This window comes from Cupriavidus sp. FW306-01-F10A (assembly GCF_058782785.1).
The window spans coordinates 1-21395 of the sequence record NZ_JBYSYA010000014.1 but is presented as its reverse complement, the minus strand read 5'-3'; the positions used below and the strand labels follow the sequence as shown (position 1 = coordinate 21395).

The window sequence follows — 21395 nt, the reverse complement described above, 5'->3', positions numbered from 1 at the left end:
GCCAGCGGGCCGGCGGGCGATATAATCGCCGTTTCCCAATTTCTCGCGCCCGCCGCCGTCCGCACGCCGGCGCCTGCCCGCGCGAGCCACTGCAGCCGACGTCCATGTCCACCTCCCAACTTGCCAAGAAAGGCGAAGCCTGGTCCGCCCGCTTCTCCGAACCGATGTCCGACCTGGTGAAGCGCTACACCGCCTCGGTGTTCTTCGACAAGCGCCTGGCCCTGTTCGACATCCAGGGCTCGCTGGCCCACGCGGCCATGCTGGCAAAGCAGGGCATCATCGCCGAGGCCGACCGCGCCGAGATCGAGCGCGGCATGGCGCAGATCAGCGCCGAGATCGAGGCCGGCGGCTTCGAGTGGAAGCTGGACCTGGAAGACGTCCACCTGAACATCGAGGCGCGCCTGACCGCGCTGGTGGGCGATGCCGGCAAGCGCCTGCACACCGGCCGCTCGCGCAATGACCAGGTCGCCACCGATATCCGCCTGTGGCTGCGCAGCGAGATCGACAACATCGTCGCCCTGCTCGGCGCGCTGCGCATTTCGCTGCTGGACCTGGCGGATAAGCATGCCGACACCATCCTGCCGGGCTTCACCCACCTGCAGGTGGCGCAGCCCGTCACCTTCGGCCATCACCTGCTGGCTTACAACGAGATGTTCACGCGCGATGCCGAGCGCATGGCCGACTGCCGCAAGCGCGTCAACCGCCTGCCGCTGGGCGCCGCCGCGCTGGCCGGCACCAGCTACCCGATCGACCGCGAGTTCGTGGCGCAGCAGCTTGGCTTCGACGGCGTGTGCCGCAACTCGCTGGACGCCGTGTCGGACCGCGACTTCGCCATCGAGTTCTGCGCCGCCGCCGCGCTGGTGATGACGCACGTGTCGCGCTTCTCGGAAGAGCTGGTGCTGTGGATGAGCCCGCGCGTGGGCTTTATCGACATCGCCGACCGCTTCTGCACCGGCAGCTCGATCATGCCGCAGAAGAAGAACCCCGACGTGCCCGAACTGGCGCGCGGCAAGACCGGCCGCGTCAACGGCCACCTGATCGGCCTGCTGACGCTGATGAAGGGCCAGCCGCTGGCGTACAACAAGGACAACCAGGAAGACAAGGAGCCGCTGTTCGATACGGTCGATACCGTCGTGGACACATTGCGCATCTTTGCCGACATGGTGCCGGGCATCACCGTCAAGCCCGAAGCGATGCGCGCCGCCGCGCTGCAGGGCTACGCCACCGCCACCGACCTGGCCGACTACCTGGTCAAGAAGGGCCTGCCCTTCCGCGACGCCCACGAAGCCGTGGCCCACGCGGTGCGCGCCTGCGACAGCCGCCAGTGCGACCTGGCCGACCTGAGCGTGGCCGAGCTGCGCGAGGTCTCGGGCCTGGGCGACAAGGCCGCGCTGATCGGCGACGACGTGCACGCGGTGCTGACGCTGGAAGGCTCGGTCGCCGCGCGCGACCATATCGGCGGCACGGCGCCGGCGCAGGTGCGCGCCGCCATCGCGGCCGCGCGCGCGGCGCTGTAACAGCGGGACCCCCTGTAAGTTTCGCGTAAGTTTTGCGCAAGAAGAAGCCACCGCGGCGCGAGCCTGGTGGCTTTTTTTGTTGGCGTTCCCCATTCTGGCGCAATCTCGTCGCCCCCGTAGGTAGTAGCCCCTAGCGCCTGCGAATTTTGTTACAGATAAACTAGGCGCCGCAAAAACCGGGGAGACAACCCATGTATTACTTGCTTGGTCTGTCACGACAGATCGACAGGTTGAATCAGCACACTGGCAGGCTTGCAAACATCATGATCCTGCTGTCGTGCCTGATCAGCGCAGGCAACGCCCTTCTGCGCTATGGCTTCAACTTGAGCGACAACTGGCCACTCGAACTGCAGTGGTATATGTTTGCCATTGCCGTGATGTTCGGCGCCTCCTACACCTTCCAGCGCAATGAGCACGTGCGCGTAGACCTGTTCTACGGCAACGTGTCGGAACGCGCGCAGCACTGGATCGACATCTTCGGCATCGTCGTATTCCTGCTGCCCTCGTGCGTGCTGTTCACCTGGCTGTCGTGGGAATCGCTGTTTCTGCCCTCGTGGCGCATCCTCGAGCAATCGGGCAATTCCGGCGGCCTGCCGCGTTACCCGATCAAGCTGGTGGTGCCCATCGGCTTTGCCCTGCTGACGCTGCAGGGCGTGTCCGAACTGATCAAGCGCTTCGCCGCCCTCAAGGGCCTGGTGCGCATCGAATCCAAGTACGAGAGGCCGGTTCAATGATTCCGTTGGAATATATGCCGCCGATGATGTTCGGCGGCCTGGTGCTGTTCATGCTGATCGGCTTCCCGGTCGCGTTCTCGCTGTCGGCGGTGGGCCTGGCCTTCGGCTTCCTGGCAATCGAATGGGGTTACTTCCCGGCCAGCTTCCTGCAGGCCGTGCCGAGCCGCGTGTTCGGCAGCGTGCTGGCCAACGAGCTGCTGCTGGCGATCCCGTTCTTCACTTTCATGGGCGCCATCCTGGAGAAATGCGGGCTGGCCGAGGACATGCTGGACTCCATGGGCCAGCTGTTCGGCCCGGTGCGCGGCGGCCTGGGCTACTCGGTGATCCTGGTCGGCTTTATCCTGGGTGCGATCACCGGCACGGTGGCCGCACAGGTGATCGCCATGGCGATGATCTCGCTGCCGGTGATGATGCGCTACCGCTACAACATGAAGTACGCCACCGGCGTGCTGGCCGCATCGGGCACCATCACGCAGCTGGTGCCGCCGTCGCTGGTGCTGGTGGTGCTGGCAGACCAGCTCAAGACCCCGATGGGCAGCGCCGACGTGGGCAGCATGTACCTGGGCGCCTGGGGCCCGTCGGTGATCCAGATCGCGCTGTTTGCGCTCTACACCTTCTTCCTGACGCGCTTCAAGCCCGACTGGCTGCCGCCGGTTCCCGCCGAAGCGCGCACGCTGCGCGGCTGGCCGCTGTGGCGCAAATGCCTGCGCGGCATTATCCCCTGCGCAGTGCTGATCTTCCTGGTGCTGGGCACCATCATGCTGGGCATTGCCACGCCGACGGAATCCGGCGCCATGGGTGCGGTCGGCGCGCTGGTGCTGGCAGTGATCCGCGACAAGGCCTTTACCCGGATCGACCGCCAGATCTACCGCGTCGGCATCGCCGCCACGCTGGTGGCCGCGGCGGTGGGCTTCTTCGCCTTCGGCTCGCACGTGTTCCGCATCCCGCTGGCGGTGGTGTACCTGGTCATCCTCTGGCTGCTGCTGCGCGCCGGCCAGATGACCGAGCTGCGCCTGCTGATCGTCGATGCCTACCAGTCGACCGCGCGCATCACCGCGATGGTGGTGTTCATCCTGATCGGCTCCACCTGCTTCTCGGTGGTGTTCCAGGGTGTGGACGGCGGCGCCTGGGTGGAGCATCTGTTCACCTCGCTGCCAGGCGGCTGGATCGGCTTCCTGATCGTGGTGAACCTGTTTATCTTCTTCCTGGCCTTCTTCCTGGACTTCTTCGAAATCGCCTTCATCGTGGTGCCGATGCTGGCGCCGGTGGCGGTCAAGGTGTTGGCACCGGTGGTGGCCGACTCCATGGGCGGCAACCCGGAAGCCGCGGCGACGGCGGCACTGGTGTGGTTCGGCGTGATGCTGTGCGTGAACATGCAGACCTCGTTCATGCACCCGCCGTTCGGCTTCGCGCTGTTCTACCTGCGTGGCATCGCGCCGAAGGAAGTGAAGAGCTCCGACATCTACTGGGGTGCCCTGCCCTGGGTCGGGCTGCAGATGGCGATGGTGCTGCTGGTGATGTTCTGGCCGGGCATGGTGACAGGGCTGCTGGACAAGGGTTCGCTCAAGCACAGCAACGCGGCGGAGGTCAGTATCCCGCTTGGCGCAGAGCCGGAGAAACCGGCGTCGGCGCCAGGACCGGCCGCCCCGCCGGGTTCGCTGGAACTGCCAGGCGCGGCACCGGCACCTGAGCCCGCGACACCGCAGTTCGAGTTCGAAAAGAAGAACTGAGCCGGATGGCAGACCCAGGGCCCCGCAGCAATGCGGGGCTTTTTCATGGGCGCGCGTCCGCCCCGGCGCCGGCCGGCGCCAGGCATTGCACCAGGAAATCCACCGTCGCGCGCACGCCGGGCAACTGCCCGCGCCGCGCCGGCATCAGCAGCGTGGTGGTCACGCTGCCCGCGGTCCAGTCCGGCAGCACGCGCACCAGTTCGCCGGCCGCCAGCGCCGCGCGGCAAAGTTCCTGCGGCAGCGGCACGATACCCAGCCCCGCCACGGCGGCACCGAGCAGCACGGCGGATTCGTTCACGGTCATGCGGGGCACCGGCGTGACTTCCGCACCCGTGCCGGCCGGCCCGCGCAGGCGCCAGGTGCCGGCGGCGGCCCCGGTCAGCAGCCCATCATGGTCGGACAGCTGCGCGGGCGCTTGCGGCGTGCCGCGGCCCGACAGGTAGGTGGGCGACGCCACCAGCACGATCTCGTCCACTGCAAGCTGGCGCTGCACCAGGCCCGAGTCCGGCAGCGGCGCGAAATGGCTGCGTACGGCAATGTCGAAGCCCTCCTGCACCAGGTCGACCCTCCGGTCGGACACCTCCAGTTGCACGTGCAGGCGCGGATAGGCACGGGCCAGCGCGGGCAGGTGCATGGCCAGATACTGCTGCGCGGTAGGCACCGACGCCGTGATGCGCACCGTGCCGCTGGGTTCGGCCACGCGCCGCTGCACAGCCTCCTGCGCCGCCTCGGCCTCGATCAGTGCCGCGCGCGCATGCTCGTAGAAATCCCGGCCGGCATCGGTCAGCGTAAAGCTGCGTGAACTCCGGTAGAGCAGCCGCGCCTGCAGCGCCTGCTCCAGTTCGGCCACGCGCTTGCTGACGGTGGATTTGGGCACGCCCAGCGCGCGCCCGGCGGCGGCAAAGCCGCCATTGGCCACGGCCATGACAAAGAAGCGCAGGTCGTTCAGGTTCAGCATGACGGCGCAAAGTCTACACATGTGGACGATAGGTCGGATTTTTGCCCACTACTCGCGCAAAGTCCACACATCTACAGTTCCGCTATGCCCGATCGGCGGGCGCTACCCAAACCAGGAGAACTTCCCATGCCTACCACCACCCTCTTCTATGGCGTCCCCTCTGGCTGCTCGTTCGGTTCGATCGTCGCGCTTGAATGGCTGGGCGAACCGTATCGCCTGAGCCGCATCGAGATGCCGGAAATCGTGACCAGCGACGCCTACCGCCGCATCAACCCGATTGGTGAAACGCCCACGCTGATGGACGCGCAAGGCAACTTCCTCAGCGAAAGCCAGGCGATCATGAACCACATCGGCGCGCGCGGCATCGCCCGCAAGCTCGGCTTTGCGCAGGACACGCGGGATTTCGACCGGCTCAACCAGATGCTGGGCTACCTCAACACCAGCTTTTTCAGCGCCTTCGCGCCGCTCTGGTACGCGCTGGAGCATGGCGTGCAAGGGGCCGAACTCGAGGCCCTGACCCGCTATGGCGCGGCGGAAGTCCGCAACGTGCATGCCGAGCTTGAAGCCATGCTGGGCGACCGGCGGTGGCTGCTTGGCGAGCACCGCACGGTGGCCGACGCCTATTTCATCGGCATCGCCCGCTGGACCAAGTACCACGCGGTGCTGAACCGCGAGGACTATCCGAACCTGCAGCGCCTCTACAACCAGCTGGAAGCCGATCCGGCGGTACGCTTCGCCCACGCCGTCGAGCGGCAGGCGCCGGCGCAAAGCCAAGGCGGCTTCCAGGGCCATGTCACGCTGGAGGAAGTCCTGGCGCAGCGCTGATCCGCGGTGCGGCGGTATTGTGAAAGGGAGCGTTGCGGGAACGAGACGGGCGCGCGATTGCGAATCGGCTCATCGACCGGCGCCCCGGCGCGGCCCAGACTGGCTCCTGCGTTCAGCGACTTGATCCAGGAGATCACCATGCAAATCACCAAAGCCTTGGACCGGCCCGGCACCGCCACAATGTATGGCCTGCCCTCGATACGTGACCGCCGCAATGATAACAATGCTATCATTCCTCCATCCGATGGTGAGGAGGTCAAGATGGCAACACTACTCGTTCGTGGCATCGATGAATCCCTGGTCCAGCGCCTGCGCGAGCGGGCCGTCGCCAACGGCCGCAGCGCCGAGGCCGAGCACCGCGCCATCCTGGCGCAGGCGCTGGGCGGCACGCGCCGGCGCAGCCTGGCCGAGGTGCTGGCCAGCATCCCGGACGTCGGGCAAGACGCCGACTTCGAGCGGATCCAGAATCCAGGCGAGGCGCCGCGTGTATTTGATTGATACCAACGTCATCAGCGAAACGCGCAAGCGCGAACGCGCCAACCCCGGCGTGCGCGCGTTCTTCCGGCAGGCGGCGCGGGAAGGTGCCGCGCTCTACCTGTCGGCGCTGACCGTGGGCGAACTCCAGCGTGGCGTAGCGCTGATCCGCCACCGCGGCGATACGGCGCAGGCCGAGGTGCTGGAGCAATGGCTGGCAACCGTGCTGGAGGATTTTGGCCGGCTGGTGTTGCCGGTCGATGCCGACGTCGCCCAGGTCTGGGGCCAGCTGCGCGCACCGCGGCCTGAGCACGCGCTGGACAAGTTCATTGCCGCCACCGCGCTGATCCACGACCTGACCATTGTCACGCGCAATGTTGAGGACTTCCGCGGCACGGGCGCGATGCTGCTGAATCCGTTCACCTAGCGCCACCCCAAAAGAAAGGGCCCCGCATAGCGGGGCCCTGCTCACGTCAGCGGGACGCGGACTGGCGTTCAGCCGCCCTGCTTCACGCAGTCGACAAAGTACGCCGTCTTGCCGTCGACCTCGTCCTCGACCAGGCCATGGATGTCGGTCTCGAAGCCAGGGAACAGCTTGTTGAACTCGCGCGCGAACTTCAGGTACTGCACGATGGTGCGGTTGAAACGCTCGCCCGGAATCAGCAGCGGAATGCCCGGCGGGTACGGCGTCAGCAGGATGGCGGTGACGCGGCCCTCCAGGTCGTCGACCGGCACGCGCTCGATCTCGCGGTGCGCCATCATGGCCCAGGCGTCCGACGGCTTCATCGCCGGCTCCATGTCCGACAGGTACATCTCCGTCGTCACACGGGCCACGTCGTTGGCCTTGTACACGCTGTGGATCGCATCGCACAGGTCACGCAGGCCCATGCGCTCGTATTGCGGATGCTTGGCGACGAATTCCGGCAGCACGCGCCACAGCGGCTGGTTCTGATCGTAGTCGTCCTTGAACTGCTGCAGCTCGGTCACCAGCGAGTTCCAGCGGCCCTTGGTGATGCCGATGGTGAACATGATGAAGAACGAGTACAGCCCGGTCTTCTCGATGATGATGCCGTGCTCGGCCAGGTACTTGGTGACGATGGCCGCCGGGATGCCGCGTTCGCTGAACTCGCCGTCCACGTCCAGGCCCGGGGTGATGATGGTGGCCTTGATCGGGTCGAGCAGGTTGAAGCCGTCGGCGAGGTCGCCGAAGCCGTGCCAGCGCTCATTGGCCTTGAGCATCCATTCTTCGCGGTCGCCGATGCCGTCTTCGATCAGTGCGTCCGGGCCCCACACCTTGAACCACCAGTCGCCGTTGTTGCCGTCGTCGTAGTCGCCCTCGACCTTGCGCATGGCGCGGCGGAAATCCATCGCCTCCTGGATGCTCTCTTCCACCAGCGCGGTGCCGCCCGGCGCTTCCATCATCGCCGCGGCCACGTCGCACGAGGCGATGATCGAGTACTGCGGGCTGGTCGAGGTGTGCATCAGGTACGCCTCGTTGAAGCGGTAGCGGTCCAGCTTGCGCGTCTCGGAATCCTGCACCAGGATCTGCGAGGCCTGCGACAGGCCGGCCAGCAGCTTGTGCGTCGACTGCGTGGCGAACACCAGCGCGTCCTTGCTGCGCGGGCGGTCCTTGCCGATCGCGTGCATATTGCGATAGAAATCGTGGAAGGCCGCATGCGGCAGCCAGGCCTCATCGAAGTGCAGCGTATCGATCTCGGCGGCCAGCATTTCCTTGATCTGCTCGGCGTTGTACAGCACGCCGTCGTACGTACCCTGGGTGATGGTCAGGATGCGCGGCTTCTGGTTCTTGGCCTTGCTGGCGAACGGGTGGTTGGCGATCTTCTTCCTGATCGTCTCCGGATCGAACTCGCTCTTCGGGATCGGGCCGATGATGCCGTAGTGGTTGCGCGTGGGCATCAGGAAGACCGGGATCGCGCCCGTCATCATGATCGCGTGCAGGATCGACTTGTGGCAGTTGCGATCCACCACCACGATGTCGCCCGGCGCCACATTGGCATGCCACACCATCTTGTTCGAGGTGGAGGTGCCGTTGGTGACGAAGTACATGTGGTCGGAGTTGAAGATGCGCGCGGCATTGCGCTCCGACGCGGCCACCGGACCCGTGTGGTCCAGCAGCTGGCCCAGTTCGTCGACCGCGTTGCAGACGTCGGCGCGCAGCATGTTCTCGCCGAAGAACTGGTGGAACACCTGGCCCACCGGGCTCTTCAGGAACGCCACGCCGCCCGAGTGCCCCGGGCAGTGCCACGAGTACGAGCTGTCCTGCGCGTAGTCGATCAGCGCCTTGAAGAACGGCGGCGCCAGCGTGTCGAGGTAGACCTTGGCTTCGCGGATGATGTGGCGTGCCACGAATTCCGGCGTGTCCTCGAACATGTGGATGAAGCCGTGCAGCTCGCGCAGGATATCGTTGGGGATATGGCGCGAGGTGCGGGTCTCGCCGTACAGGAAGATCGGCAGGTCCGAGTTGCGGCGGCGCACTTCGGTGACGAAGGCGCGCAGCTTTTCGATGGCGGCGGCCTCGAGCTGGTCATCGCCGTCGCGCGTGAACTCGTCGTCGTCGATCGAGACGATAAAGGTCGATGCCCGGCTGGACTGCTGCGCAAACGACGTCAGGTCGCCGTAGCTGGTCAGGCCCATGACCTCCATGCCCTCTTTCTCGATCGCCTCGGCCAGCGCGCGGATGCCCGAGCCGGAGATGTTCTCGGAGCGAAAGTCTTCGTCAATGATGATGACGGGGAAACGGAATTTCATCGGGCATCCTTGATGGAAAGCAGGACATAAAGGACTTGAGCCACATGGCCGGCGGGAGGTTCCCCGCTGCGGCGACATGTGGCTCTGACGTCAGGTGTGGCGGCCATTCTCGGGGCCAGCCTTCCGGCAAACGCCGGCATTGTAATGCGCTCAGGTCTTCGGCAGTGTGACACCGTGCTGGCCCTGGTACTTGCCGCCGCGGTCGCGGTACGAGGTCTCGCAGACTTCGTCGCTTTCGAAGAACAGCACCTGGGCGCAACCCTCGCCGGCGTAGATCTTGGCGGGCAGTGGCGTGGTGTTGGAAAACTCCAGCGTCACATAGCCTTCCCACTCCGGCTCGAACGGCGTCACATTGACGATGATGCCGCAGCGGGCGTAGGTGCTCTTGCCCAGGCAGATGGTCAGCACGCTGCGCGGGATCCGGAAGTATTCCATCGTGCGCGCCAGCGCGAACGAATTGGGCGGGATGATGCAGACATCGCCCTTGAAATCCACGAACGACTTCTCGTCGAAATTCTTCGGATCGACGATGGTGCTGTTGATATTGGTGAAGATCTTGAATTCGTCGGCGCAGCGGATGTCGTAGCCGTAGCTCGAGGTGCCGTACGAAACGATCTTGCGCCCGTCCTGCTCCCGGACCTGGCCTGGCGCGAACGGCTCGATCATGCCGTGCTGCTCCGCCATGCGGCGGATCCACTTGTCGGATTTGATGCTCATAGGGTTGGGAGGGTAAACACACTGGCTCGGAGTGCGCCGCATTGTACAACCAATCGCGCCCACCCCTTTAAGCAAACGCAAACAACAAAGTGACGCTTACGCCACTGCGTCTTCAGGCAGCCGGTGGCGGAAGCGCTCGCGCCCGGTGTAGAGCAGGAAGTGCTTGCCGGTGCAGCGCGCAAACAGCGTCAGGTTGACGCGCCGGGCCATCTGGTAGCCCATCTGCGTCACGCCCGAGCGCGACAGCAGGAACGGGATGCCCATCTGCGCGCCCTTGATCACCATCTCGGAAGTCAGGCGCCCGGTGGTGTAGAAGATCTTGTCGCCGCCCGTCATGCCTTCCAGCCACATGCGCCCGGCGATGGCGTCCACGGCGTTGTGGCGGCCCACGTCCTCGATGAACATCAGCAGCTCGGTGCCCTGGAACAGCGCGCAGCCGTGCACCGAGCCAGCCTGCTTGTAGACCGACTGCTGCAGCCGGATGGTGTCGATGATGCCGTACAGGGTGTCCTGGTCCAGCGTGGCGCCAACCGGCAGGCGGATGTTGTCGACCTCATCGAGCAGCGAGCCGAACACGGTGCCTTGCCCGCAGCCGGTGGTCACCACGCGGCGCGCGGTGCGTTCCTCGATGCGGTCCACGCCATTGCGCGTGGTCACGGCGGCGGACTCGGTTTCCCAGTCGACCTGCACCGCGGCGATGTCTTCGATCGATTCCACCAGCCGCTGGTTGCGCAGGTAGCCCAGCACCAGGTGCTCGGGCGCGCCGCCCAGGGTCATCAGCGTGACCAGCTCGCGCTTGTCGAGGTAGACCGTCAGCGGACGCTCGCCCGGCAGGTAGGCCGCGCGCACGCGGCCCTGCTCGTCGACGACTTCAACCTCTTCGATCAGGGGAACGGCTGCCTGGGTAAGCTCGGGACGCAGGGTCATGACGAGGGGCTCGGGGCTGCTGGTGAGGGCCCCGCGCCGCGCGCGGCGTGCATGGGGCTGTGGTTACGGCGCCTTTGCAGGAGATTGTACCGCGCCGGCCGCGGCTGGTTTGGCATCGGCCGCGGTGCTGGCCACGGCTGGCGCCGGGGCGGCAGGCGCAGCGGCGGTCGGCGCCACAAACGGGCCCGGATCGGCACACGCGGCGGCTTGCGACGGCGCGCGGGCTTCCTGGCCGTGGGCCTTGCGCTCGGCGAAGTAACGCGCCGCGGTCTTGTCCTGCGCGCGGCACAACTGGTAGGCGGCGACCTTGTCGGCCCAGGCGGCGCGCGCCTTGGTCTCGGCGGCCTTGGCCTGCTGGGCCTCGGTCGGCGGCGGCAGCTTGGCCAGCGCGCCGGTGGCAAGGGTGGCGCCCGCGCACAGGGCAACCAGCGTCAGGGTGCGTGTCTTCGTCATCGTGGGTTCCGCATGGTCTGGTTGGCGCCGGCCTCAGGCTTCGCCCGGGGTATGCCGGGTGCTGCGCCCCGCGGCGGCTTCCGGGCTGGCCGATCGCTGGGCCGGGATCTTGCCGGACTTGATGTCGTCGTACCAGTGCTCGTGGTGCTCCCTGGCCCAGGCCTCGTCCACCCAGCCGTCGCGCATGGCGCGGTAGGCGCCTTCCATGCCGACCGTGCCCATGTAGATATGGCCACACGCCATCGCGATCATCAGCACGGCCGAGATCCCATGGATCACGTTGGCGATCTGCATGGTCGCGCGGTAGTAGTCCATGCCCGGCACGATCATGTCCAGCACCCAGCCCGATGCCGACAGCACCAGCCCGAACACGAACACGCCGATCCAGAACCACATCTTCTCGCCGGCATTGAAGCGCCCGCTCGGCACATGCTTGCCGGATGCCAGGCCGCCAAGGCTGGTGACCCAGCGCATATCGTCGCGGTTGGGCAAGTTGTCGCGCACGAACACCACGAAGGCCACGATCACCGACAGCGTGAAGATCGGGCCGATCACGTTGTGCAGGTTCTTCAGCACGTAGGTCAGCCAGCCGAACAGCATGTGGCCCATCAGCGGCAGCAGGAAATGCTTGCCCAGCAGCAGCACGATGCCCGACACCGCCAGCACCACGAACGAGATCGCCATGGTCCAGTGGACGATGCGCTCAAGCGGCGTGAAGCGCTCGATCATGCGGCCGGTGCGCGGCGTGCGCAGCGGGATGGTGCCGCGCCAGAGGAAGAAGCCCAGGATGGCAAGCGGCACCACCAGCAGCAGCCAGCCGCCCCAGACGGTGATGACGCCGTTGCGGAACAGGCGCCATTGCTGCCCGGTGCGCTGGATCAGCACGCCCGCTTCCTTGTCGGGCAGGCTGCTGTAGTGGCGCTGGTCGGAATTGACCTCGCGCCAGACCGGCGCATTGTTGCCGGGCTGCGTGACGGTGCGCTGCTGCTGCGACTGGGCCTCGGCGGCGATATCGCGGCGCGGTATGTTGAAGATATTCTCGGATGCGATGCCGGCCAGCGGCTGGACCGGGTGCGTGGCCGGGTTGTTGGTGTCGGCATTGGCCTGCGCGGCGGCCGGTGCCGGCGGTGCCGAGGCCGGCGCCTGTGCGGCGGCGGTGCCGGCAAAGGCCGCCAGCGCCAGCGCGCCGGCGCTGAGCCAGCGCCGCCAGCCTGCGCGGCATGCATTCTGCGACGGCGTCATGTGCACTCCTTCGGATCGTCGAGGGCCGGCGCCCGGCTGCCGGGGCGGCCCAGCTGCAGCGCCTTCATTGCGTGCGGTTGTACTCGTTCTGCAACTGGTTGCGCTGCCGAATCTGGTTGTCCCAGCTGGTCTTGTCGCCCTGCTTCCAGCCCTTGGCCACGAACGGATCGTCCGGGGCGCCCTGGAAGGCCTGGGCGTCAGCCTTGCGGTGCGACGGGCCGATGGTCTGCGGCTTCTCGCCGCAAGCTGCCAGCAGCACGCCGCACAGCGACAGCAATACAACAACGCGGACGCGGTTCATGACGCTTGCCCTCCCGGGGCCGCGGGTGCGGCCGGTGCGGCGGGCGCCGGCTGTGCCGGTTGGGCCGGCTGGGCCGCGCCGCCCTTGGCGGTGCCGTAGGCCGTGCCCCAGCCGAACACGTCGCCGCCGGTGCCGCGCTTGATCACGCGGTTGCGCAGGATGTCGGCAATCACATCGCCGTCGCCGCCCAGCAGCGCCTTGGTCGAGCACATCTCGGCGCACAGCGGCAGCTTGCCTTCGGCCAGGCGGTTGCGGCCGTATTTCTCGAACTCAGCTTCCGAGCCGTTCTTTTCCGGGCCGCCAGCGCAGAAAGTGCACTTGTCCATCTTGCCGCGCACGCCGAAGGTGCCGGTCGACGGGAACTGCGGCGCGCCGAACGGGCAGGCGTAGGAGCAGTAGCCGCAGCCGATGCAGACGTCCTTGTCGTGCAGCACCACGCCGTCCTCGGTGCGGTAGAAGCAGTCGACCGGGCAGACCGCCATGCAGGGCGCGTCCGAACAGTGCATGCAGGCCACCGAGATCGATTTCTCGGCGCCGACCATGCCGTCGTTGACGGTGACCACGCGGCGCCGGTTCACGCCCCAGGGCACCTCGTGCTCGTTCTTGCAGGCAGTGACGCAGCTGTTGCACTCGATGCAGCGCTCGGCGTCACAGATAAATTTCATGCGTGCCATGGTGTCCCTCTGCGCTTAGGCAAACCGCTCGATCTGGCAAACGGTGGTCTTGGTTTCCTGCATCATCGTCACCGAGTCATAGCCGTAGGTGGTGGCCGTGTTGACCGCCTCGCCCCGCACCACCGGCATCGCGCCCGCGGGGTAGTAGTCCTTCAGGTCCTTGCCCTGCCACCAGCCCGAGAAATGGAACGGGATGAACGCGGTATCGGGCCCAACCCGCTCGGTCACCAGCGCGCGCACCTTGATGCGGGCCCCGGTGGGCGTCTTCACCCAGCAGAAGTCACCATTGCGGATGCCGCGGTCGGACGCCGCGCGCGGGTTGATCTCGACGAAGTTCTCCTGCTGCAGTTCGGCCAGCCACGGGTTGGAGCGGGTTTCCTCGCCACCGCCCTCGTACTCGACCAGCCGCCCGGAGGTCAGGATGATCGGGAACTTCTCATAGACCTTGTTCTCGATATTGCGCTGCTGCACCGACTTGTACAGCGTCGGCAGCCGCCAGAACGCCATCTTGTCGTCGTGGGTCGGGTACTTGGCGACCATGTCCGGGCGCGTGGAGTACAGCGGCTCGCGATGCTGCGGGATCGCGTCGGGGAAGTTCCATACCACCGCGCGCGCCTTGGCGTTGCCGAACGGATGGCAGCCATGGTTCTTCATCACCACGCGCTGGATGCCGCCCGACAGGTCGGTCTTCCAGTTCTTGCCTTCGGCCTTGGCCTTCTCGGCATCGGTCAGGTCGTCCCACCAGCCCAGCTTCTTCAGCAGCACATGGTCGAACTCCGGATAGCCGGTGGTGATCTCCGCGCCCAGCGAGCAAGAGCCGTCCTCGGCCAGCAGGTTGACGCCGTCGCGCTCCACGCCGAAGTTGGCGCGGAAGTTGCCGCCGCCGTCCATCACGTGCTTGCTGGTGTCGTACAGGTTGGGCGAGCCCGGGTGCTTCAGTTCCGGCGTGCCGTAGCACGGCCACGGCAGGCCGAAGTAGTCGCCGCTCAGGTCGTAGCCGGTGACCGGGTCCTTGCCCGCCTTGCAGCGCAGCGTCTTGACGTCGAACATCTGCATATTGCGCATATGCGCCTTCAACCGCTCCGGCGACTGGCCGGTGTAGCCGATGGTCCAGTTGCTGGCGTTGATCTCGCGCAGGATCGATTCCGGCTCAGGCTCCATCCAGGTACGGCCGGCGCGCTTGACCTCGATCAGCTTCATGTTCTTCGACAGCTCCTTGCCGAAGCCGAGCCGGTCGGCAAACGCCTGCATCAGCGTATGGTCGGGCATCGACTCGAACAGCGGCTCGATGACCTTCTCGCGCCATTGCAGCGAGCGGTTCGACGCGGTGCACGTGCCCGAGGTCTCGAACTGCGTGCAGGCCGGCAGCAGGTAGACCGCGCGGTTCGGGTTGACCTTGTCGCCCTCGGCCGGCGGCATGTTGGCCATGGCCGCGGTCGCCGACGGATAGGGGTCGACCACCACCAGCAGGTCGAGCTTGTCCAGCGCCTTCTTCATCTCCAGGCCGCGCGTCTGCGAGTTCGGGGCATGGCCCCAGAAGAACACGCCGCGCACATTGTTGTCCTGGTCGATCAGCTCATTCTTCTCGGTGACGATATCGATCCAGCGCGACACCGTGGTGCCGGACTTCTCCATCATCGCCTGCGACACGAACTGCTTCTTGATCCATTCGTAGTCCACGCCCCACACCGCGGCGTAGTGCTTCCACGCGCCGGTGGCCAGGCCGTAGTAGCCCGGCAGCGAGTCCGGGTTGGGGCCCACGTCGGTGGCGCCCTGCACGTTGTCATGGCCGCGGAAGATGTTGGCGCCGCCGCCCGACACGCCGATATTGCCCAGCGCCAGCTGCACGATGCACGAGGCGCGCACGATCGCGTTGCCGATGGTGTGCTGGGTCTGGCCCATGCACCACACCAGCGTGCTGGGGCGGTTCTTGGCCATGATCTCGGCGACCATCTTCACCTGCGCCTCGGGCACGCCGCAGACTTCCTCGACCTTGTCGGGGGTCCACTTGGCCAGCACCTCTTCCTTGACCTTGTCCATGCCATAGACCCGGTCGTTCAGGTACTTCTGGTCTTCCCAGCCGTTCTGGAAGATGTGGTACAGCATGCCGAAAAGGAACGCGATGTCGGTGCCCGAGCGGATGCGCACATAATGCTGGGCCTTGGCCGCGGTGCGCGTGTAGCGCGGGTCGACCACGATCACCTTGCAGCCGTTCTCCTTGGCGTGCAGCAGGTGCAGCATCGACACCGGGTGCGCCTCGGCCGCGTTGGAGCCGATATACAGAGCTGCCTTCGAGTTCTGCATATCGTTGTACGAGTTGGTCATCGCACCGTAGCCCCACGTGTTGGCCACGCCCGCCACGGTGGTGGAGTGGCAGATGCGCGCCTGGTGGTCGGTGTTGTTGGTGCCGAAGAACGACACCCACTTGCGCAGCAGGTAGGACTGCTCGTTGCTATGCTTGGACGAGCCGACGAAGAACATCGAGTCCGGGCCGGTCTGCTGGCGGATCTCCTTCATCTTGGCGGTGATCTCGTCCAGCGCCTGGTCCCAGCTGATGCGCTGGTACTTGCCGTTGACCAGCTTCATCGGGTACTTGAGGCGGTATTCGCCGTGGCCGTGCTCGCGCAGCGCCGCACCCTTGGCGCAGTGCGCGCCCAGGTTGATGGGCGAATCGAACACGGGCTCCTGGCGGATCCACACGCCGTTCTGCACCACCGCGTCGACCGCGCAGCCGACCGAGCAGTGGCCGCACACGGTGCGCCTGACCACGATGCCGGTCTTGCCGTCGGCGGCCGCCTTCTTGTCGTCGGCAGCGTCCGCCTTGCGGATCAGCGTCAGCTGCGAGGCCGCCAGCCCGGCACCGACGCCGATGCCAGAGCGCTTGAGGAAGCTGCGGCGGTCCATGGTCGGCATTGCGCCGGCCAGGCTGGCCGCGAGCCGTTGCGAGAGTCGGCCGGAGGCTGCGCCGGCAGGTTCAGGCCGGTTGGCCAGGCCGTCAGCGAGGCGGGCGGATGCGCCCTGCGCCGCGCGTTTGCGGGTCAAGATCATGTCTCACCTCAGATGCGGACGCCGGTTGCGTCCGGTTGCAGGCGGCGCGGCAGACCACACCGCCCTGGGCAGCTACACCAGCGTGGTCCGGTAGTACTTGCGGATGTGGTCAGAGACCCGGTAACCCTTGCTGTCCGACGGAGGATCGGTGGGTTCCGGCAGAGCGGTGGCCTGGCCCGGCATGGCCGGACCGCGCGCGGTCAGCGCTGCCGCGCCCGTAGCGGCAGCCACAACTCCAGCGCCCGCGAGAAACGTGCGGCGCGCGACCCTGGTTTGCTTCTCTGTCATGTGGGGGCTCCTCGGCTGACAAAGCCCGATGGATTTAGCCGTTATGCGTTGTTATGCATATTCTAGATTCAACTAGCGGGAAAGACCATGATATGCGCGGGTTTTTCCCTACTTTCCAACTCATTTTCGTGTAAGCGGCTGCCTTGGCCTCGCGGCGCTAAAGAAGCCCGCAAGCGTGCCGATATTCAATGCCCGCGCTCAATGCATCTCGAGCGCCACCGCCTCAACGCCGGCAAACGCGCCCAGCAAGCCGGCCACGCCGCGATAGAAACGCGCCTGCGGGTGCGCCGTCACTGCATCGCACAATCGCTCCACCCAGGGCTGCAGGTGCTGCGCATAGAAGCGCTGCTGCTCGCCCAGGTTGGACACCGCCAGGTCGTCGCCCGCCACCAGGAAGCGCATCACCTCGCACAGCGTGGCGATATGGTCCTCGGTCTCGCTGACATCTTCATGACGCTCCAGGCCGTAGCGGGCGAGGTCTTCGCGCAGCGCCACCAGCGGGCGCTCGTTCAGGAAGCCGGTCATGTAGAAGGAGCCGTACAGGAACACATCCTGCCGGCCCACGCCCACGAACAGCAGCCGGTACTCCTCCTCCGCCTCGGCCGCGGTGGTCTCCGATGCTGCATCGCACAACGCATTCCACGCCTTGCCCAGCACGGTGTTCGCGTCATCGCCCACGGCGCGGTTGGCGGCGATGTGGTGCAGCAGCGCGGCGTCGGGCGCGTGGTAGAACAGCGTGGCGAGCAGGCCGTAGAGGTCGGCGCGGGCGGTGTCTTCGGCATCGTCGGCCGGCGGCGCGGCGGTGAGCTGGATCGGCTGGAAATCTGTCATGTCGTGATGATTTGTCCTGGGTAGCCCCGCCGCCGTCAGCGCAGCGTGGCGCCGGTGGCGGTTCCCGTATCGCGCTCTATCATGTCGATGACGCGGCAGTCAGGGCACATCTTCAGGCGCTCGGCCGCGGCGCCGGCAAAGGCGGGATGGCCGGCCAGGCGCACCAGCATCGACTCCACCATCTGCGCCGTGCCGAACGGCTTGGCGCAGCGGATGCAATGGAACGGCTGGGTCTCGTTGAGGGTCACCGGGCGGCGCGCCGCGTCGCCGGCCAGCAGGCGCGGCACCAGGCTGATGGCGTCTTCCGGGCAGGTCTTCTCGCACAGCCCGCATTGCACGCAGTTGCGCTCGATAAAGCTGAGCACCGGGCGCTCGGGATTGTCGCGCAGCGCCTGCGACGGGCACGCGCCGACACAGGCCATGCACATGGTGCACTTGCCCGTATCCACTGCGATCGCGCCGATCGGCGCGCCGGCCGGCAGCGGCACGCTTGGCGCGGGCACCGGCGCGTGCCGGGCCAGGTGGTCCAGCACAAAGTCCAGCATCTCGCGCTTGGCCGCGACCGGGCCGAACGGCGCCGGCGGCAGCGCGTTGCGGCCCGGGCGCAGCGCCGCCAGGCCGGCATCCAGCGCCGGGGTATCGGCGGCCTCGACCAGCGACAGCACCTCGCCGTCATAGCCCAGGCCCGCCAGCAGAGCGCGCCCGACCGCGATCTGCTCCGGCAGCGCGGTGCGGTACTGCGGTGCCTCCTCGCCGGTCAGCAGCACCGCTACGCGGCTGGCGCCCCAGCACAGCGCGGCGAGCCACAACTCCAGCCCGGCCGAGGCCGGGTGGAACAGCGACAACGGCATCACATTGGCGGGCACGCCCTTGGCCTTGCCGCCGCGGGCGGAACGGCCCAGCGCCAGCAGCGCCGGCGTGCCATATTCCTCGCCATGCAGCAGCACCACCGGATCGCGTGCGCCGGCCCGGCGGTACGCCGACAGCAGCGTGCGCAGGCGCGCGCCGGTCACCTCCGGCCCCGGGTAGCCATAGCTGATGGCCCCGCTCGGGCAGACGGTGGTGCAGGCGCCGCAGCCCATGCACAGGTTGGGCGTGACTTCGATGCGCCCCTTGCCGTCATGCCAGCGCGAGCCGATGGCCTCGGTCGAGCAGATGTCGATGCAGGCGGTGCAGCCGGTAGTCTGGTTGCGGCCATGCGCGCACAGGTTTTCCTTGTAGCGGAAGAACCTGGGCTTCTCGAACTCGCCCACCAGGCCTGCCAGCAGCAACGCCTGGGCCTGCTGGCGCGCGGCATCGGTGCCGGCGTGCAGGTAGCCCTGCGGCGGCTGGTGCATGGTGAAGGCAGGCGTGTCGCACAGGTCGAAGACCAGGTCGAAGCGTCCCTGCACTGTGCCCTGCGGGCGGTCGAAGTCGATCGCCGCGGCGGCGCCGCAGGCGCGCACGCAAGCACGGTGCGAGCGGCAGCGCGACAGGTCGATCTGGTAGCTGAAGTCGATCGCGTCCTCGGGACAGGCGTCGATGCAGGCGTTGCAGCGGGTGCACAGGTCCAGGTCGATCGGGTTGCTGCGGCCGGCACCGGTCTCCCAGCTGGCCTCGAACGCTCCCAGCCAGCCTGTCAGCGAGGCCAGCCGGCCGCTGTGAACGGGATAAGCGCGCGCCGCCGGCTGCGCCGCGGCGCCTTCACGCCTGTCGCTGCCGGTCAGCAGCACCGTGACCTCCAGCTGCATCGCGGCCAGCCGCTCGGCCCACGGCAGCGCCCGCTGGGCCGGGCCCAGCACCAGCACCGCGCCGTCGGAACGGTAATCCACCACCGGCACCGGGTCAGGTTCGGGCAGCGCGGCCACGGCCAGCAGCGCGGCGATCTTGGCATTGGCGGTCTTCGGGTCGCGCCGGGCGCCCTGTGACCAGCCGCCGGTCTCGCGGATATTGACGAAGCGCACCGGCGCGGTCACCACCGGGCGGCCATCGCTGCCCTGCGCGGCCTGCGCTGCGACTTCGGTAAAGAGCTGGCGTTCCTGGGTGCAGGCGACGATGACGTCGTCGGTGCCGTCGAGCGCGGCGGTGAAGTCGCCGATCTCGCGCCGGCACAGCAGGCGATGGACCTTCAAGGGGCCCTGGTTGGCGTCCTTGGTTGCTTCGGACAATGCCGCCCCGTCAAGCGGCATGGTGTCGTTGCAGTTGCAGATCAGCGTCGGCATGGCGAATGCGGCTGACCGGCCCGGACGTCCTTCTTGGTGAGGGGTCTGCGGGCCGGCGGATTGTGGGGATGCCTATTGTAGGCTGCGCTGCACCTGTGAGGCTACGCGCATTTATCCGGGTCTTGCAGGCCCTGTTCTGCGCTTTGACTTACAGTTTGCTGCGGCGTTTCGATTGGTGCGGGTATGTCCGTAGTGTCGGCGGTCTCGCCGGATTCGGCGAACTCGGCGGGCGCCGCCGGCGGTACATCCACAGGCCCCGCGGCGGCGGCCGCGGCCTGTGCCGCCGCGCGTTCCTCGTCGGTCGGCTCGAACAGGCCCAGTGTCTCGGACTGGCGCAGCTGGCGAAGGATTTCCGGCGGGATCGGATCGGGTTTGCTGTAGTCGTCGATATAGATGTCGAGCCCGTCCATCACGTTGAAGTGCGGATCGGCGAACAGCGTCTTCAGCGCCGCGCGCTTGACCGACTCATCCACGCCGCGGGCCACGAACCGGGCGATCTCGTCGCCGGGGCGCAGCGCGGCCACGTCCTCCAGCGTCGGGGCCGGTACCTGCGGCGCTTCGGGTGCTGCGCCGGTGGTCACGGGGACGGCTTCGGCATGCGCTGGTGGTGCCGGCTCTGCCGGCACGGGCACGCCCTCCCGCACCGCGGCCTTGCGGCGCGACCAGCGCGACAGGAAGGACGAATCGCTCATCGGCAGGGCAAGCTCAGGTCGTCAGGATCAGTAATCAGTAGCGGGCGCGGTCTTCCGGCGCCTTGAAGGATTCGGGCCGGCGCCGCTGCTTGGGCTCGGGCCGGTAGTGCTGGTCGACATAGGCCTGCAGCCACTCGCGCTGCTCGGGCGCCAGCGGCACGTTCTCGACGGTCTCGCCGGCATCGAGCCAGCGGCCAGCCTCGTTGTACGACAGCGTCACGGTCATCGGCACCGGATGGGCCTCTTCGCCAGGGACTTCGTCCTCCGGCATGCGCCACAGCACGAACCAGCACGGCGTGGTCGAAGTCAGGTTCAGGTAATAGCCTTCGCCCTGGTCGCGGAACAGCGTCACCTCGAACCCCGGGTACAGCCAGTGCGCGCCGTGGGCGTCGTGCTCCAGGCACACGGGGTGCGTGCCGAACTCGCCAAGGTCCGGCAGCACCGCGTCCAGCTCCCACTTCCACGGCTGCCAGCGGTTGGCCAGCGCGACCTTGCGCATCACCACCGCCATGGTCACGGCGGGGCGGGCAGCGGGTGCCGGCAGGTCGGGGGCAGGCTGGCTTTCCATGGTTGCTGCGCGCGGCGCGCGCTCAGGTGTTTTGCACCACGATACTCGGAAACTTGCTGGTCATGTCGCGCGCCTTGTCGGCGACCTTGATCGCCACCTTGCGCGCGATGGCGCGGTACATCTCGGCCACCGGGCTGTCGGGCTCGGCCACCACGGTCGGACGGCCGGAGTCGGCCTGCTCGCGGATCTGCAGGTTCAGCGGCAGGCTGCCCAGCAGGTCAACGCCGTAGTCGGCGCACATCTTCTCGCCGCCGCCGTGGCCGAAGATATGCTCGACATGGCCGCAGTTCGGGCAGCAGTAGACCGCCATGTTCTCGACGATGCCCAGGATGGGAATGCCCACCTTCTCGAACATCTTCAGGCCCTTCTTGGCATCCAGCAGCGCGATATCCTGAGGCGTGGTGACGATCACCGCGCCGGTGACCGGCACCTTCTGCGACAGCGTC

21 protein-coding genes are annotated in these 21395 nt (G+C 67.0%); 6 read left to right on the top strand and 15 right to left on the bottom strand.

Annotation, left to right across the window (positions count from 1 at the left end; genetic code table 11):
* Positions 1–104 precede the first annotated feature (104 nt).
* From argH to AC3WLF_RS19915, 3 genes are all read left to right on the top strand, one after another.
* On the top strand, positions 105–1517 hold the full coding sequence (argH, locus tag AC3WLF_RS19925) for an argininosuccinate lyase (protein ID WP_492318875.1): 1413 nt from the start codon (positions 105–107) through the stop codon (positions 1515–1517).
* A 191-nt stretch (positions 1518–1708) separates the two neighbouring features.
* Positions 1709–2251: a TRAP transporter small permease subunit gene (locus tag AC3WLF_RS19920; protein WP_492351459.1), complete on the top strand. Its 543-nt coding sequence runs from the start codon at positions 1709–1711 to the stop codon at positions 2249–2251.
* Positions 2248–3981, top strand: coding sequence for a TRAP transporter large permease (locus AC3WLF_RS19915; protein WP_492318876.1), 1734 nt, complete (start codon positions 2248–2250; stop codon positions 3979–3981). Before AC3WLF_RS19920 ends, AC3WLF_RS19915 begins: the two co-directional genes overlap by 4 nt.
* A gap of 43 nt (positions 3982–4024) precedes the next feature.
* Here AC3WLF_RS19915 and AC3WLF_RS19910 read toward each other — a convergent pair whose 3' ends face one another.
* Positions 4025–4939, bottom strand: coding sequence for a LysR substrate-binding domain-containing protein (locus AC3WLF_RS19910; RefSeq protein WP_492318877.1), 915 nt, complete (start codon positions 4937–4939; stop codon positions 4025–4027).
* A 126-nt stretch (positions 4940–5065) separates the two neighbouring features.
* Here AC3WLF_RS19910 and AC3WLF_RS19905 point away from each other — a divergent pair, with 126 nt between their 5' ends.
* The 3 genes from AC3WLF_RS19905 (at position 5066) to AC3WLF_RS19895 (ending at position 6665) form a co-directional block, all read left to right on the top strand.
* Positions 5066–5764: a glutathione S-transferase family protein gene (locus tag AC3WLF_RS19905; RefSeq protein ID WP_492318878.1), complete on the top strand. Its 699-nt coding sequence runs from the start codon at positions 5066–5068 to the stop codon at positions 5762–5764.
* A 261-nt stretch (positions 5765–6025) separates the two neighbouring features.
* Positions 6026–6262: a FitA-like ribbon-helix-helix domain-containing protein gene (locus AC3WLF_RS19900; protein ID WP_010813840.1), complete on the top strand. Its 237-nt coding sequence runs from the start codon at positions 6026–6028 to the stop codon at positions 6260–6262.
* The gene (locus AC3WLF_RS19895; RefSeq protein ID WP_037023550.1) at positions 6249–6665 is read left to right on the top strand and encodes a type II toxin-antitoxin system VapC family toxin; all 417 of its coding nucleotides are present in this window, start codon (positions 6249–6251) and stop codon (positions 6663–6665) included. Before AC3WLF_RS19900 ends, AC3WLF_RS19895 begins: the two co-directional genes overlap by 14 nt.
* Before the next feature lie 68 nt (positions 6666–6733).
* On the opposite strand, the gene AC3WLF_RS19890 is transcribed toward AC3WLF_RS19895, so the two are convergent.
* The 14 genes from AC3WLF_RS19890 to AC3WLF_RS19825 all read right to left on the bottom strand — a co-directional run.
* Positions 6734–9007 carry an arginine/lysine/ornithine decarboxylase gene (locus tag AC3WLF_RS19890; protein WP_010813842.1) on the bottom strand — a complete coding sequence of 758 codons (2274 nt, stop codon included), beginning with the start codon at positions 9005–9007 and terminating at the stop codon, positions 6734–6736.
* A 150-nt stretch (positions 9008–9157) separates the two neighbouring features.
* Entirely contained in the window at positions 9158–9724 is a 567-nt protein-coding gene (dcd, locus tag AC3WLF_RS19885; protein ID WP_010813843.1) for a dCTP deaminase, read from the bottom strand.
* Positions 9725–9820: 96 nt separating this feature from the next.
* On the bottom strand, positions 9821–10651 hold the full coding sequence (locus tag AC3WLF_RS19880; RefSeq protein WP_492351460.1) for a formate dehydrogenase accessory sulfurtransferase FdhD: 831 nt from the start codon (positions 10649–10651) through the stop codon (positions 9821–9823).
* Between the two features lie 63 nt (positions 10652–10714).
* Complete coding sequence (locus AC3WLF_RS19875; RefSeq protein ID WP_492351461.1) at positions 10715–11104, bottom strand: hypothetical protein; 390 nt, start codon at positions 11102–11104, stop codon at positions 10715–10717.
* A gap of 33 nt (positions 11105–11137) precedes the next feature.
* Entirely contained in the window at positions 11138–12346 is a 1209-nt protein-coding gene (locus AC3WLF_RS19870; RefSeq protein WP_492318880.1) for a formate dehydrogenase subunit gamma, read from the bottom strand.
* Positions 12347–12410: 64 nt separating this feature from the next.
* Positions 12411–12647 carry a hypothetical protein gene (locus tag AC3WLF_RS19865; RefSeq protein WP_492358694.1) on the bottom strand — a complete coding sequence of 79 codons (237 nt, stop codon included), beginning with the start codon at positions 12645–12647 and terminating at the stop codon, positions 12411–12413.
* The gene (gene fdh3B / locus AC3WLF_RS19860) at positions 12644–13321 is read right to left on the bottom strand and encodes a formate dehydrogenase FDH3 subunit beta (protein ID WP_010813848.1); all 678 of its coding nucleotides are present in this window, start codon (positions 13319–13321) and stop codon (positions 12644–12646) included. Before fdh3B ends, AC3WLF_RS19865 begins: the two co-directional genes overlap by 4 nt.
* Before the next feature lie 15 nt (positions 13322–13336).
* Positions 13337–16369: a molybdopterin-dependent oxidoreductase gene (locus AC3WLF_RS19855; protein WP_492351463.1), complete on the bottom strand. Its 3033-nt coding sequence runs from the start codon at positions 16367–16369 to the stop codon at positions 13337–13339.
* 72 nt (positions 16370–16441) lie between these two features.
* Complete coding sequence (locus tag AC3WLF_RS19850) at positions 16442–16657, bottom strand: formate dehydrogenase (RefSeq protein WP_316151187.1); 216 nt, start codon at positions 16655–16657, stop codon at positions 16442–16444.
* Between the two features lie 198 nt (positions 16658–16855).
* On the bottom strand, positions 16856–17488 hold the full coding sequence (locus AC3WLF_RS19845) for a TorD/DmsD family molecular chaperone (RefSeq protein WP_492318882.1): 633 nt from the start codon (positions 17486–17488) through the stop codon (positions 16856–16858).
* Between the two features lie 35 nt (positions 17489–17523).
* Entirely contained in the window at positions 17524–19689 is a 2166-nt protein-coding gene (locus AC3WLF_RS19840; protein ID WP_492358693.1) for a 4Fe-4S binding protein, read from the bottom strand.
* A gap of 101 nt (positions 19690–19790) precedes the next feature.
* Complete coding sequence (locus AC3WLF_RS19835) at positions 19791–20381, bottom strand: DUF3306 domain-containing protein (protein ID WP_492318884.1); 591 nt, start codon at positions 20379–20381, stop codon at positions 19791–19793.
* A 34-nt stretch (positions 20382–20415) separates the two neighbouring features.
* Entirely contained in the window at positions 20416–20949 is a 534-nt protein-coding gene (locus AC3WLF_RS19830) for a DUF3305 domain-containing protein (protein WP_492318885.1), read from the bottom strand.
* 22 nt (positions 20950–20971) lie between these two features.
* Positions 20972–21395 (bottom strand): P-loop NTPase (locus tag AC3WLF_RS19825; protein ID WP_492351466.1); only part of this gene is annotated, 424 nt, incomplete at its 5' end.

Excerpts from the sequence above, each read along its gene's own strand:
- AC3WLF_RS19845 (WP_492318882.1), bottom strand. The coding sequence starts at position 17,488 with ATGACAGATTTCCAGCCGATCCAGCTCACCGCCGCGCCGCCGGCCGAC.
- AC3WLF_RS19855 (WP_492351463.1), bottom strand. The coding sequence starts at position 16,369 with ATGATCTTGACCCGCAAACGCGCGGCGCAGGGCGCATCCGCCCGCCTC.
- AC3WLF_RS19840 (WP_492358693.1), bottom strand. The coding sequence starts at position 19,689 with ATGCCGACGCTGATCTGCAACTGCAACGACACCATGCCGCTTGACGGG.
- AC3WLF_RS19835 (WP_492318884.1), bottom strand. The coding sequence starts at position 20,381 with ATGAGCGATTCGTCCTTCCTGTCGCGCTGGTCGCGCCGCAAGGCCGCG.
- AC3WLF_RS19875 (WP_492351461.1), bottom strand. The coding sequence starts at position 11,104 with ATGACGAAGACACGCACCCTGACGCTGGTTGCCCTGTGCGCGGGCGCC.
- AC3WLF_RS19915 (WP_492318876.1), top strand. The coding sequence starts at position 2,248 with ATGATTCCGTTGGAATATATGCCGCCGATGATGTTCGGCGGCCTGGTG.
- dcd (WP_010813843.1), bottom strand. The coding sequence starts at position 9,724 with ATGAGCATCAAATCCGACAAGTGGATCCGCCGCATGGCGGAGCAGCAC.
- argH (WP_492318875.1), top strand. The coding sequence starts at position 105 with ATGTCCACCTCCCAACTTGCCAAGAAAGGCGAAGCCTGGTCCGCCCGC.
- AC3WLF_RS19920 (WP_492351459.1), top strand. The coding sequence starts at position 1,709 with ATGTATTACTTGCTTGGTCTGTCACGACAGATCGACAGGTTGAATCAG.
- AC3WLF_RS19905 (WP_492318878.1), top strand. The coding sequence starts at position 5,066 with ATGCCTACCACCACCCTCTTCTATGGCGTCCCCTCTGGCTGCTCGTTC.
- AC3WLF_RS19880 (WP_492351460.1), bottom strand. The coding sequence starts at position 10,651 with ATGACCCTGCGTCCCGAGCTTACCCAGGCAGCCGTTCCCCTGATCGAA.
- fdh3B (WP_010813848.1), bottom strand. The coding sequence starts at position 13,321 with ATGGCACGCATGAAATTTATCTGTGACGCCGAGCGCTGCATCGAGTGC.
- AC3WLF_RS19870 (WP_492318880.1), bottom strand. The coding sequence starts at position 12,346 with ATGACGCCGTCGCAGAATGCATGCCGCGCAGGCTGGCGGCGCTGGCTC.
- AC3WLF_RS19900 (WP_010813840.1), top strand. The coding sequence starts at position 6,026 with ATGGCAACACTACTCGTTCGTGGCATCGATGAATCCCTGGTCCAGCGC.
- AC3WLF_RS19910 (WP_492318877.1), bottom strand. The coding sequence starts at position 4,939 with ATGCTGAACCTGAACGACCTGCGCTTCTTTGTCATGGCCGTGGCCAAT.
- AC3WLF_RS19890 (WP_010813842.1), bottom strand. The coding sequence starts at position 9,007 with ATGAAATTCCGTTTCCCCGTCATCATCATTGACGAAGACTTTCGCTCC.
- AC3WLF_RS19830 (WP_492318885.1), bottom strand. The coding sequence starts at position 20,949 with ATGGAAAGCCAGCCTGCCCCCGACCTGCCGGCACCCGCTGCCCGCCCC.
- AC3WLF_RS19865 (WP_492358694.1), bottom strand. The coding sequence starts at position 12,647 with ATGAACCGCGTCCGCGTTGTTGTATTGCTGTCGCTGTGCGGCGTGCTG.
- AC3WLF_RS19850 (WP_316151187.1), bottom strand. The coding sequence starts at position 16,657 with ATGACAGAGAAGCAAACCAGGGTCGCGCGCCGCACGTTTCTCGCGGGC.